Annotated in this window: 15 protein-coding genes; 3 read left to right on the forward strand and 12 right to left on the reverse strand. The window is 50.8% G+C overall.

Features of this window, described 5'->3' with window-relative positions; all coding sequences use genetic code 11:
* Positions 1 to 151: 151 nt before the first annotated feature.
* Complete coding sequence (locus F3J38_RS19380; RefSeq protein WP_167141069.1) at positions 152 to 1,285, reverse strand: EpsG family protein; 1,134 nt, start codon at positions 1,283 to 1,285, stop codon at positions 152 to 154.
* Between the two features lie 422 nt (positions 1,286 to 1,707).
* Here F3J38_RS19380 and F3J38_RS28135 point away from each other — a divergent pair, with 422 nt between their 5' ends.
* Positions 1,708 to 2,466, forward strand: a complete 759-nt coding sequence (locus tag F3J38_RS28135) for an alpha/beta hydrolase (protein ID WP_369411021.1) — start codon at positions 1,708 to 1,710, stop codon at positions 2,464 to 2,466.
* Here the strand turns inward: F3J38_RS28135 and F3J38_RS19390 are convergent.
* Entirely contained in the window at positions 2,455 to 2,895 is a 441-nt protein-coding gene (locus tag F3J38_RS19390) for a GNAT family N-acetyltransferase (protein WP_167141072.1), read from the reverse strand. The genes F3J38_RS28135 and F3J38_RS19390 overlap by 12 nt on opposite strands.
* A gap of 138 nt (positions 2,896 to 3,033) precedes the next feature.
* Between F3J38_RS19390 and F3J38_RS19395 the strand changes: the two genes are divergently transcribed.
* Positions 3,034 to 3,504: an Rrf2 family transcriptional regulator gene (locus F3J38_RS19395; protein WP_167141074.1), complete on the forward strand. Its 471-nt coding sequence runs from the start codon at positions 3,034 to 3,036 to the stop codon at positions 3,502 to 3,504.
* On the opposite strand, the gene F3J38_RS19400 is transcribed toward F3J38_RS19395, so the two are convergent.
* Entirely contained in the window at positions 3,501 to 3,878 is a 378-nt protein-coding gene (locus F3J38_RS19400; protein ID WP_205298334.1) for a DUF1360 domain-containing protein, read from the reverse strand. The genes F3J38_RS19395 and F3J38_RS19400 overlap by 4 nt on opposite strands.
* Positions 3,879 to 4,070: 192 nt before the next feature.
* Between F3J38_RS19400 and F3J38_RS19405 the strand changes: the two genes are divergently transcribed.
* Positions 4,071 to 4,469, forward strand: coding sequence for a helix-turn-helix domain-containing protein (locus F3J38_RS19405; RefSeq protein WP_167141076.1), 399 nt, complete (start codon positions 4,071 to 4,073; stop codon positions 4,467 to 4,469).
* Here F3J38_RS19405 and F3J38_RS19410 read toward each other — a convergent pair.
* The 9 genes from F3J38_RS19410 to F3J38_RS19450 form a co-directional block, all read right to left on the reverse strand.
* The gene (locus F3J38_RS19410; protein WP_167141078.1) at positions 4,423 to 5,274 is read right to left on the reverse strand and encodes an AraC family transcriptional regulator; all 852 of its coding nucleotides are present in this window, start codon (positions 5,272 to 5,274) and stop codon (positions 4,423 to 4,425) included. The genes F3J38_RS19405 and F3J38_RS19410 overlap by 47 nt on opposite strands.
* Before the next feature lie 372 nt (positions 5,275 to 5,646).
* Complete coding sequence (locus F3J38_RS19415) at positions 5,647 to 6,558, reverse strand: retron St85 family RNA-directed DNA polymerase (protein WP_167141079.1); 912 nt, start codon at positions 6,556 to 6,558, stop codon at positions 5,647 to 5,649.
* Positions 6,548 to 7,483 carry a retron St85 family effector protein gene (locus F3J38_RS19420; RefSeq protein ID WP_205298335.1) on the reverse strand — a complete coding sequence of 312 codons (936 nt, stop codon included), beginning with the start codon at positions 7,481 to 7,483 and terminating at the stop codon, positions 6,548 to 6,550. Before F3J38_RS19420 ends, F3J38_RS19415 begins: the two co-directional genes overlap by 11 nt.
* Before the next feature lie 378 nt (positions 7,484 to 7,861).
* Positions 7,862 to 10,177, reverse strand: coding sequence for a primase-helicase zinc-binding domain-containing protein (locus tag F3J38_RS19425; protein ID WP_167141081.1), 2,316 nt, complete (start codon positions 10,175 to 10,177; stop codon positions 7,862 to 7,864).
* A 14-nt stretch (positions 10,178 to 10,191) separates the two neighbouring features.
* A complete protein-coding gene (locus F3J38_RS19430) occupies positions 10,192 to 10,533 on the reverse strand; it encodes a DUF5375 family protein (protein WP_167141083.1) in 342 nt (113 codons plus the stop codon).
* Positions 10,520 to 10,786: a hypothetical protein gene (locus tag F3J38_RS19435; protein WP_019106103.1), complete on the reverse strand. Its 267-nt coding sequence runs from the start codon at positions 10,784 to 10,786 to the stop codon at positions 10,520 to 10,522. The genes F3J38_RS19430 and F3J38_RS19435 overlap by 14 nt, the downstream gene beginning before the upstream one ends.
* The gene (locus tag F3J38_RS19440; RefSeq protein WP_167141085.1) at positions 10,783 to 11,307 is read right to left on the reverse strand and encodes a host cell division inhibitor Icd-like protein; all 525 of its coding nucleotides are present in this window, start codon (positions 11,305 to 11,307) and stop codon (positions 10,783 to 10,785) included. The genes F3J38_RS19435 and F3J38_RS19440 overlap by 4 nt, the downstream gene beginning before the upstream one ends.
* Before the next feature lie 13 nt (positions 11,308 to 11,320).
* Positions 11,321 to 11,569, reverse strand: coding sequence for a hypothetical protein (locus tag F3J38_RS19445; RefSeq protein ID WP_167141087.1), 249 nt, complete (start codon positions 11,567 to 11,569; stop codon positions 11,321 to 11,323).
* Positions 11,566 to 11,823 carry a helix-turn-helix transcriptional regulator gene (locus tag F3J38_RS19450; RefSeq protein ID WP_167141089.1) on the reverse strand — a complete coding sequence of 86 codons (258 nt, stop codon included), beginning with the start codon at positions 11,821 to 11,823 and terminating at the stop codon, positions 11,566 to 11,568. The genes F3J38_RS19445 and F3J38_RS19450 overlap by 4 nt, the downstream gene beginning before the upstream one ends.
* Between the last annotated feature and the right edge of the window lie 295 nt (positions 11,824 to 12,118).

Here is a 12,118-nt window from a genome sequence, read left to right on the forward strand (position 1 = left end):
GCAGATGTTAGCCTATTAGAGGTTCAATGAAAGCAAAATGCAAGGAATGCGCAGTGCCATAAAAACATTCAGACTTTCCTTATGCGTCTATCAGGTTTATCTGAGATGTAAAATAAAAACGCTAACCGATGGCTAGCGTTTTTGAGGGAGGTTAGCGGAACAGTTTGAAGGTCTGCGAGACTTCGTAGCCGGTTATCGACTGTTTGCTTGAAACAGTATTGTAATAAAGATAATAGAGCACCATTAAAACAGTAATGCCCACAGCAATCACTTTCTTCAGCTTTTGGGTTTCCCAAATACACAGGGAAATAAGCACCGGTTCAACCTGCAACAGGAAGTTTGCCAGACGGCCACCGGAGGCATAATCCTGCAGCGCCATCCTCAGTCCTGCACCGAGGGCGAAGGTGATCACCAGGATGTAGTAAGTATTGAACTTAGTGGCATCGAAGTTTTTGATTCTGTTGCTCAGCAGCATAAAGCTAAAGATAAAGACGAAGCCGATATTTTTCAGGTTAGAGAGCGTCAGAATCCCTTGGTCCTGAGTCGATTCCTGATTGGCATATCCCATGGCCCTGTCCCCTAATCCTCCCAGATGACTGGAAAGCAGACTAATCAATGCCGAGCTGCCCATAAACGCAAGAGGTAAGCTGGCGATGACAATCAGAATGGGTATGTATTTGTTCTTTCTTACAATCATTGCCAGCGGAATGAGGATCGCCACAATCCCCGTGGCGTGGCTAATAAAAGAAAGAATAAAGGTGGTAATCATCCCGGATTTACTGCGGCGGGACATATGATAAACAAAGCCCATTAAAAAGGCAGAACATAAACCAAATCGGATCTGGTTCATGTCTTTGTTAATAAATAAGTGAGCCGAGTAGACCGCCAACGCAACGATGGGCAATGGAGTGAGCTTGCGGAAATACCATGCATTGATACCCACCGCGATCACGGTGAAAACATAAATAAAGATATCTGGGTTAGCAGTAAATACGCGAGTAATACCGGCTATTGCATATATCGCAGGTTCATAACGGAATTCTTCTGCTGTGCGCCAGAACCCTTCTATTACTATTTTATCGACGAAATGAACAAAGAAATCACGATACTGGAAATCATCGAGACCCGTACCCAGACCACGAATGCCACCGAAAGTAAAAAGCACTACAACGGCAACAAAATAAACGTATGATCTGATTTGTGCTGTGTTTTCATTTTTACTTAACATAACTTCGACGAGTGCGACGAAAGTCAGGCTAAGACTTATGATCCAGTAAATTCCCATGGTCACAGATTCTTATAGTTTAAAATTTACTTATAACATATGGCCTTGTTAACGTAAACATGAGAAAAGTCTAATTTTTTCTGGTCCGGTATTATAGTGGATGCGGTCAGGTAATATTATTTGTTACTTTACCAGATGTGTTCGTTTATTTGATTTTCTCTGGGGTAAGTGTTGCGTGGCAAAGCCTGAGATTGTGTTTCAGCTTTGTCTTTTGTCACTGTTTTTACTCAGAATCTGGAGCCGTATAGATGAAGTTTCTTCGGTTATTTCCCCTGTTTGTTTTGCTGCATCTTCCTGCGGCTTTTGCCAATAAGGAAATTCCTATCTGGCCAAATGAAGTGTCAGGGAATAATAAAGTCGTTAATTTTAGTAAAAAACCGACCATCAATAATCGCGCTGTCACAAAAGTTGATTCACCTGAAATGATTTATGTTCCGCCTGCAGGAAAAAATAATCACTCGGCTGTGCTAATCATTCCCGGTGGGGGTTTTTCTTATATTATGCAGGATGCTGAAGGGCTCGATGTCGCAAAGGTCTTGAGCCAAAAAGGATATTCCTCATTTGTTTTACTTTATCGCATGCCGCGTGATGGATCAGAGATTAACCGCAATAATGCCTTTTCTGATGTTCAGCGCGCGATGCGCCTCATTCGTGGTCAGGCAACGGCGTATCAAATTGCGGCCAATCAGATTGGGGTGATGGGCTTTTCTGCGGGCGCTTTCCTCGCCGCCAATGTGAGTAACAGCCCCGACGCCAACAATTACAAGGCAGTGGATGCGCAGGATAAGATTTCAGCACGGCCCGATTTTACCGCGCTGATTTATCCGGTGCTGTCGCTGAAAAATGGCGTGACGCACGTAGGCACACGCACGGCGATGTACGGCAAAGATATCAGCCAGCAAGATATTGAGCAGTATTCGCAGGAAGATCGCGTCACGGCCAAAACCCCGCCGACCTTCCTGGCGCAGGCGCTGGATGACGGCACGGCATCCCCTAAAAACACGTTACAGATGTTCGACGCGTTGCGTCAGAACCACGTGAAGGTTGAGATGCACCTTTTCCAGCAGGGCGGGCACGGTTTCGGCACCGGACAGAAAAAGAATATCCCGGCTAAGAACTGGCCAACGCTGTTCAGTGACTGGCAGGCCAGCCTGGTGCCGCAGACGTCATCAACGCACTAGACGTAAGTGGATAAGCGGAAAAGGATTTCCCTGTCCATCAAGCGGCGAGCGGCCGATCACCGAAAATCCCTGACTTTGATAAAAGCCTAAAGCCTGTGGGTTCTGTTCATTCACATCCACTTCAGTCACGCCCATTTTATCAATGGCGTAATGCAGCAACTGTTTGCCAATACCTTTGCCACAAGCTTCTGGATGGACAAACAGCATCTCCAGTCGATGTTCCGCTGTGCCCACAAAACCCCGAATGTGACCTTGTTCATCACGATAAACGCGCAGATCAACCATAGGTAGATATTGATCGCGAACCTGCGGGCGCAGCGACGCAATATCTGCTTCGGACAGAAAATGATGCGTGGCGCGCACTGAGGCTTCCCATAAAACGGTAATGGCATCGAGGTCACTCGCCTGTGCCGGATAAATCCCTTTCATTGCTTTTTCCATCCTGTTTGCTTTCTTAGCCAGAAAGTCTGAAACAGTTCCCACTGGCAATCAACCCCAGACTGGCGGGATAAATTGTTGCAGCCGGGCGGCTTTGCTAGAGTGTCGTGAACTTTAGAGGAATGATCCATGCCCCGCGACAACCGAATGTCCCGCTCCCTACACGCGCTGATTCATCTTGATCGGCACGTTAAACGCGCCACGTCTGAAGCGATGGCCAAGATGCTGGGTACCAATCCGGTGGTGGTGCGCCGTATGATGTCCGGGCTGCGCGAAAAAGGCTATGTGGTGTCGGAGAAAGGGCATGGCGGTGGCTGGGAACTGAGTGTTGAACTCAGCGCCATTACGCTGCTGGATGTTTATCAGGCGATGGGTTCGCCAGCGCTGTTCAGCATCGGGCCTGCTGCCGATCCTTCGCCGTGTTTAGTTGAGCATGCGGTCGATGAGCGTCTGGATCAGGCGCTCAATGAAGCAGAAGCACTGCTGCTCAAACGCTTTAGCCAAATCACCGTGGCCGATATTGCCGATGATTACCTCAATAAAATGGCAAAACTGGGGCTGGAAGCCGAGCCCCATCCGCTGTGCAGTAACGAGTCTTAATCCTGCTTCTGTAAGGTGATCTGCGCGTTATGTTTCATCACGTGCGTGGTCACCGCTGCCTGGAATACCTTGAACATCAGACCGTTGATAAAGGTGGTCAGCGTTAAGGTAAGAAACGCCGTCATCACCCAATCAATCACCGCCACATCGCTGTGCAGCAGGTAAGGGCGATAAATCAGCATACCCACCAATACCGTCCAGTGGCTCATGCAGTAAAAGCAGTGGAACAGATGGCCGAGTAGCGCGTGCTTTTTAGCGGTCCATGCACGCAATCCTGCAAACAATTCCGTTTGGGTAATGGTCATTGAGGTACTGGCCGCTGCCAATGCAATCGCCACACATATCCATACGTCCGGGGTGATCAAGCTGTTCATCTTCTCTCCTGCTCTGTGTTTATCATGTAACTTACAATATTACATGATGGGTTAAGCCGCAAGCATGCAACTTAAGCAGCCTGTGCGCCACATTGGCGAGATTTCGTTATTTATTGGCTTTAACGCTAAACATAGCCAGCGACGGCTTTTTTATAATGCTGCTGACTGGTTAAACCGCCATCAGGAGGAAAGATGGATATTCACGCAGCCTGTATGCATCAACTGATGCTGTGGATTGAAGACAATATTGAACAGCGACTGATTCTGGAAACCGTGGCGCGACGTGTGGGTTACTCGCAGTGGCACTTACAGCGACTTTTTCGCAGCCATACTGGCATTGCGCTGGGCACCTATATTCGTGAGCGGAAGTTAACGGCGTCGGCGATTGCCTTGGTCAATGGTGACCAGCCGCTGATGGAGATCGCGATTAAATACGGCTTTGAGTCGCAGCAGACTTGGTGCCGTACTTTTCGCCGCATGTACGATCTTCCGCCTGGCGCGTTTCGTCGTAAATATCAGCACTGCTTGCCTGATATTGATGGGCCTACGAGTCTTCTGATGTTGCAACCGCAGACCCGCCAGGCGGCATAAAGTATTTACCTGGCGTCGAACCAAAGGCGCTGCGAAAGGCGCTGATGTAGCTGCTGACGCTATCGAAGCCAACCTGCCAGGCCACCTGCTGCACACTTTTACCCGCAGCCAGTCCTTCCAGTGATTTCAGTAAGCGAGACACCTGACGATAGCGCGACAGGCTCATGCCCACCGCACTGGCCCAATGACGGCTCAGGCTACGCGGACTTAATCCCGCCCACTGTGCCAATTCCGGGCCGGTGCGTGCATCTGCGGGATTGTCCATCAATAGGCGTGCAATCTGGCGCAGGCGCGGCTCTTCCGGCAGAGGCAGTGTTAAAGCATGCTCAGTAGATTCATACAGTTCATCGAGAAACACATCACACAACCGGTTATAGCGTTCGCTGCCCCAGGCATCCGGTGACAAACTTGCCAGCCGCTCGGCCAGTGGCTCCAGCACCGAAGGGCAGGAGAGCAGCACAGGATGTTTCGGCAAGGGTGCGCTGAGCGCTTCATCCACTAACACCGTCCAGCCGAGTACGCGACCGGGTCCGATAATCGCGTGTTCAAAGTGCGGTGGAATCCAACCCACCAGGCGTGGCGGATTGGCGAAGATGCCCGACGGCGTGTTTACCGTCATCATCCCCTGCTTCAGGCAATAAAGCTGGCCCGCCGCATGGCTGTGGGTGCGGCTTTCGCGATCGAGCTGTTTCGATAATGACGCCGCAATCACTTTGGGTGCATTGGGTTGCAACAGCCGTTTACGCAGCTCATCCGCACGCGGATCGCCAGAGAAGGTGAGGTTGTCGGTGGGATGGATGAGCATGGGGGATTCCGCAATAGCCAGCGTGAAAGACAGTATAGAATCATGAACAAGCCGATTTTTAAACAGAGCTCAGTTGTTCGGTTTTACTGAATAACTGCATTGTGCAGGCGAGATAAAGAGATTGGAACAAGTGGCGGAGAAGAGTGCAGAAGTAAAGTGCCAACCTTGCTCTACATCCTCAGGCTGAATTTTCTAACTTGTAATGATGGCTTACAGGTTGCCTAAGCCAATCATTTAGAAATGAGTAACAGTAAGATGAAGGTGGCGGAAGATCACAGGAGTCAAATATTAAATATAACTACATGAAAAATATGATTATATTTTTTACATCAATGTTTTTTTATACGCATTTTTATACATACTTATACGTGGTCAAAATTTATACGATTGAATTTTTTTGATGATCTTAGCACTGAATTTTTCACATAGTGCATTTATGAATAGAGGTTCAACACTGACACAATATGAGAGGTAACCTTGCAAGTACTTCTTTTTCTCAATGGGTAAAGTATCCCATTTATGAACAAGACTTCGTATTTCACGCTTTTTCTCTCGTCCTATTGAAATTGTACCCATGTTGGTTATTTTAAGTCCAGTAATAGTCATCCTTGTCTTTTTAGAAGAATGTTGAGTTTTACTTGTGTTTATTATTAAGTGCTTAGGATAATCAATCTTCCTTAAGATATTAGTTATTTTTTTAGGCATCATCCCTAGAATATTAGGGGTGTTGGTTGACAGATAAATATCATCTGCATACCGACTATAAATAATATCTTGAATGTTGCAAATAGACTCGATTGCTTTATCAAGTTTGTTGCATACCAGATTGGATATCATAGGAGATGTTACAGAGCCCATTGTTAACCTACCGTTATAACAGACTAACTTCAATAATAGTTCTGTATCATTGTCATTCCATTGTGGGTGTATTTTATTCTCAATTAAAAACGACAATATATCGTTGTGAGTTATTGATTTAAAAAAATCAACAAAATCGATGCGGAGTAGGTATTTGTTATTTTTGTGTCTTTCTGCATTTTCCTTAACTGATGCCCCATCAAGATAAGCGCTGCATGCAGGATGGACGGGTAGTATTTTAAGGAAATCATCGTGAATTACACGCTGTAGCAATTTCAGTTCTTTATTAGGTTGATAAACAACCCTTGTGCCACCATTTTTCTTGGGAACACTAAATTTATTATAATTTTTACTTGCTGTATCAGCCAGATCATTTATAAAGTCATTTGTCAGGATTAAAGTATCTGAAAGATGTTCAATAAGCATTTTTCATTACCTTTCCAAGTTCACTTTTGAATGCGGGTATCATTATTAAATTTGATAATGCTCTTGCTCTGCTTTTTAGAATTTTAGTTAGTATTTTTTTTGTAGACTCGTGGTTAAAGAACTTTTCAAAGTCCACGCAGGAATAATAAATTTCTTCTCCAACTAGAGTCTTTTTAAATAATCCAAGAGCAATTCCTAATGATAGCATGAAATTGATGCTATTTCTGTTCCTATCTTTTAGATCAATTATATCATAACTAAGATTAGATATTTCCTTGGAACCGATTGGGCCTAGTGAGGCAATTACATATAAAAGAAAGAAAAGTAGTACTTTTGGTGAGTATTGATATTTACCATGAAGATTGTTTTTAGAGACAGAAGACTTTATTTTTCTGCTGAGTCTATCATTAATTTGAGGTATGCACGTCAATATTGTTTTAAAGTCAGTATATATTGTTGGGTTGAACTTTGAGTCGTTGTTTACCCACATTACTGGGCCTGTATTAATAAAAGAATTATGCCTTTCAAATTGTTTATCCAAAATTGGCAATAATTTTTTTCTCAAACTGGGACTAAGTGAAAATGCGCCCAGTTCTGCGACAGTGCCAAAACTCTCGACTAAAATGATTACAATATCAGAAATGTCTGCCAACCATTCTTCTAATGCTAATGCATTTACATTCTTTGAATTTCCACCACTGCTGATTACATCCCAAGCAAGTTCGGCTCGAAATGTTAGATACTCTTTGTGATGTTTCCTGATGTAGTTTTCAAGAATTCCTCTGTTTTTACAGTTTTTTTCTTCTCCACCGCATATAAATAGAATCTTTGGCAAAGAATAGCTCAGTTGCGTTAATTCACTTGCGGAAAAATTCGCGACAAAATCTTTACGAGCACTGAAATATTTAGGATGTTTTGACCACATCAATAATGCCCTTACACAGGTTACGAGGCGCAAGATCGCGAGGTGGCTCGAGGCGAGTGGAGCCTCGTGACGCCTCGCGTTCTTGCGACGAGAAACCAAACAATAGTAACGGGTCGGATATACACCAACCACAAGAAATGCCTAAGCACTTCCAAACTAAGGGTAATTTGAAAGTATCATCAAAATGGTTAACCTGGAAGAAAAAAAAGATTTTAGTAAAAAGTGTTCACACTGTTCACTTTTGATTTTAATCATTTTAAATCAATTATTTAGTTAGTGAAGGGTTAAGGGGGGGTGTACACTTGTGTTCATATGGAGTGATCACTCCGGGCTTAAACGTAAAAAAAAACCGGCCTGAGCCGGTTCGTGATGTGTGGGTTACTGACTGCACGCGGGCAGCCAGTCGGCCTCGCTGTCCTCGTGTAGGGTGAGGTTGGTCTGGACGCCGTTATTTGTTCTGCGCTTCAGCAGGATGCGCTCATATTCCTTAAGCGTCTGCGGCACCGCCTGGCCGAACGCGGTCAGGCTCAGCGGGTGCTGATGGCCGCGCGATTCCATAAATGACAGGTAGGCATGGTACAGATAGCGCTTCGGATTCAGCGGGCGGATATTCGCGTTACCCATAAACAGGCCGGTCGCGGTACTTATCGGCATCAGGTAGGCGCAGAAATCGACCAGCGGGTCAGCCTGGCGTTTAATCTCCAGCGCCTCGCCGGACGTCTGCTGCGCCTGTAGCAGCGCGCGGGCTTCCTCCGGCTGACTGAAGCGCTGCATCAGGTGGCGCACGATAACGGACAGCTCGGTGCTGATTTTGTCCAGCAACTGCGGGTCACGCTCCTTTGCCGGTATCACCTCCGGGAACGTCAGGATTACCCGGCGGCGCGACACGCCGCCGCTGCGGTCGCTGAAGCGCATCGGGTTGTTGTTCACCGCCAGAATGACCGCCGGGATGTGTGCCGAGTAGGCGTCACGGTATTTCGGATCAATTGCCACCGCGTCGCCGCCGGTAATCGCCTTGATGCCCGCGCCGTCGCCGCTCCATTTCTCCTGGTCAGGCAGGATAATCAGCGAGAAGCCCACCACGCTGGCGCGCTCGCGGGAGGATTCCAGCGTGTCGATGGTGGCGGACGTGGTGTTGTCTTTTCCGGCCAGCATTGTGGCAATCGAAGCCATCACGCTCTTGCCGCTGCCGCCGGGGCCGGTGACCTCAAGAAACATCTGCCAGTCATAGCGGTTTGCCAGCACCATAAATAACGCCGCGAGGATACGCTCCTGCTTGTCGTGATTATGCCCGGCGGCCCGCGTTAACCAGCGCCAGAAAGCCGGGGCGTGGTCTGCGAGGTTTTCACAAGCACGCGGCGCGGTGTAGTCCACGCTGTTCACCGTGCGCAGCCAGTGCTCCCGGCGGTGCGGGCTGAACGTGCCGGTGGCTGTATCAAACACGCCGTTACGGAAGCCAATCAGGCGGCGGGACGGTTCCCCCATCTGCGGCACCATCAGTTTGAGCGTGTCCAGTACGCTGCCGATACCGGCAGCCGAGAACGGGGCGCGCACCTTCTGAAACAGCGCGGCGATTTCCCGGCGCAGCGTCTTCGTCTCCATCACCTGCCATGCGCCGTTCTCATAGCGGCAGATTTCTTCCCCGACCGGCGGCACGGCCAGCGCCTGCCCGTAGTGGGCGACCAGCAGCTCCGCCTTCTGGCTGGCGCTCATGGCCTTCAGGTCGGCCTCGCTGACGGATTCAAACGGGCTGAGTGGCTGCGGCTGGGTGAAGGCGGTGAGCTGCGCCTGCGTGGCGATATCCCCCTGCGCCTGCCACATGTCGTTCCAGTCACCCGACACCGGCGGCAGGGCGGCTTTCCCGCCGCAGGCTCTGGCCGCTTCCTCTGCCTTTAGCTGGCCGGTCCCGTTGTCGTCACGGTCGGCGGCAATCAGCATCAGCGCATCAGGATGTGACCCACGCAGCCGCTTCGCCAGCGCAGGCAGGTTGTTGGCGCTCAGCGCCACGTATACCGCCTGGCCGGTCAGCCGGTGCACGGTCAGGCCGGTGGCGTACCCTTCGGTGAGCCACAGCGTTTTGCCGTCCGGCTCGCCAGCCAGCCAGTACGTGCCTTTCACCTGCCCGCCAGGCAGGGTGCGCTTGTCGCCTGCGGCGCTGATGAGCTGCACGTTAACGGGCGTACCGTTTTCGCCGGTCAGGGGGATAAGCACATCCCCGGCGGCAAAGCTGACGCCACCACAGCGCAGCCCATCAGAAAGTGTCAGCGCCTGCGTGCCGTGCAGCCCTTTGGCTGAAAGGTAGGCGTTGTCCGTGCGGCTGACAGCGGCGGCGATAAGCGTCTGCGCCCGTGTGGCGGCATCTGCCTGCGCGCGGGTTCGGTCGGTGGCTTCATCCTGCATAACCGGAGCTGACTCCGGCAGCGTGCCGAGCATCCCGGCCACCCTGACGGCGGCCTCTTTCGTGCTGACGTCGAGTGCTTTTTCCACCAGGTTAAGGCCGTCACCGGCCCCGCACTGGTTACACAGCCAGGTTCCGCGCCCGCCCTGATTGTCGAAGCGGAAGCGGTCTTTACCGCCACAGACCGGACAGGGAGCGTGTCGTCCCCCGGCGTTTACGCTGATGCCGAGGGCGGGCAGAAGCTGCGGCCAGAGTCCGGTGGCCGCCTTTACGGTGTCAGAGACGATATGCTTCATGTGCGCGTCCTCCCTCAGTGCAGCGTCGTGCGGCTGGCGGCCGCAAGCTGGCTGCGGAACAGCTCATCCATCATGGTGACGCCGAGCTGCGTCAGGCGCGGCGGCGCGGTCAGCAGGTCAGGCTCGACCATATCGCCCAGCATGGTGCAGGCCATCTCCATGCCCGCATCGGGGCCGTGGCGGCGCACATAGAAGCCTTCCAGCTCAAGGGCAATGGTCATCTGCAACTCATCGAGCGTGGCGGATACGGTGATGCCGAGGCTTTTGCAGGCGTTCAGGTAACCCTGCGCCAGCGCGCGGCGGTAAACGGCGGTGCGTACCTCAACGGGCAGGCAGGAGTGATTAACGGTCATCATGGCGGGCCTCCGTGGCTAACATGCGGGATTCACAGGTTTCAACGACTTTACCGAGCTGGTCGGTGAGCAGGGCGACGACCGAGGCCAGCGCCGCGCCGTCCGGCACGCAGCCGCGCGCGCTCAGGCAGTTCACCGAGTCGAACATATCGAGCACGGTCACGCCGACCGTGTGCGCGTGCAGCAGGCGCAGATAGTCAGCGTGGGGAATGGGGTAGGTGTCATGATTATTCAGGTGCTGAGAAAGGGTATTCATGCGGCCACCGCCTTAACCGGCAGACGACCGGCAAAGGACAGGACGTAATCGCGGGCAAGACTGGCGCGGGCGCTGCGCTCATCGCCTGCCACGGTTCGCAGCATACAGGGACGTGCGGCGATATCAGTGCGGCGCACGGCGGCAAAAATAAAGGTAAATTCAGAGTGAGCGGCAGTAAGGGCCGTTGTCATGAGGACAATCTCCATTGAGTAGCGGTTAACGCCACCACCGAAGTTTCCACACTCTGGTGGTGACCCGAACGGGGGTGGAAAACCGGCCTCAATGGATACCGGCCAGCCCGAAGGCTGCCCCGCCCGGGCCACCATTACTCGAGATACACAACGGCATAAAAACCGGTGTGCAAAAGACAGGTGCACGAGGGCATAGACACAAAAAAAGACGCAAGGCGCGTCTGGTGTCGCCATTGAGTAACTCGGGTTTCCACGCCCGGCTGCCGATTTTGCGGCAGCACAAAAACTGTATAACGGCCGCTCGCCAGAGAAAAGCCTTTTTTCACACATCGGGGCGTTTTCCTCAGCAATCGGTCAGGACGTGATCGGATTGCGGCGGATTTGATCGGAATTCACCGTCCTCTTTCTTTTCAATCTGCTTTGCAGGCTTCGCTTTCTGACTCAGCACGGAGATATGGCCGTGCATCCCGCCGGTAAAGGCCGGTGCGGTGGCGGGTTTGCCGCTGACGGCTGCCGTCAGGCTTTCCGCGACAAAAGCGGCTTCTTCGCGGGTGAGAGGGTAAGTTTTCGTGCCGAAATTCAGCGTAATCATGCTGCACCTCCGGCGCGCTGCGCGATGCGGGCCTGCATCCAGCCGTCAATCTCTGATGCCAGCCAGGCGACGTTTTTACCGCCGAGGGAAATCTGCGACGGGAACTGCTCACGGCTGATTAAGTCGTAAATGGTCGAGCGTGACAGGCCGCAGGTGCTGATGACTTCCGGCAGGCGCATAAAGCGGTCGCGCGGGTAAAAGGTGTCGCGGGTCACGGGAATGGCGGGGGCCGGTACGGATGAAACTGCGTGCATGGTGTTACCTCATTATGAGTCCGGCCGGTGCTGTCCGGTTACGGTGGTGTCTTCAGGTAACCCCCTATTGTGAGAATATTTTTACTCATGTAAACAAGATGGAATTGGTCAAAAAACAAGCACTTCGTTTTCTGTTGGCCTCTATTAGCCTCTGTTAGCCTTTAAAGGGACATTTGATTTAAGTATCAATTAATAATTGTTAATTAATAGCTAGAAACAATGAAGGTTCGCTCGCCAGAAAAAGGCCTGTTTCTGAAAGGTGTGAACACCGGTGAACACTTAGTGAAGACTTAAT

The sequence above is a fragment of the Candidatus Pantoea formicae genome, from assembly GCF_011752625.1.
In the GTDB taxonomy this organism is placed as follows: domain Bacteria; phylum Pseudomonadota; class Gammaproteobacteria; order Enterobacterales; family Enterobacteriaceae; genus Pantoea; species Pantoea formicae.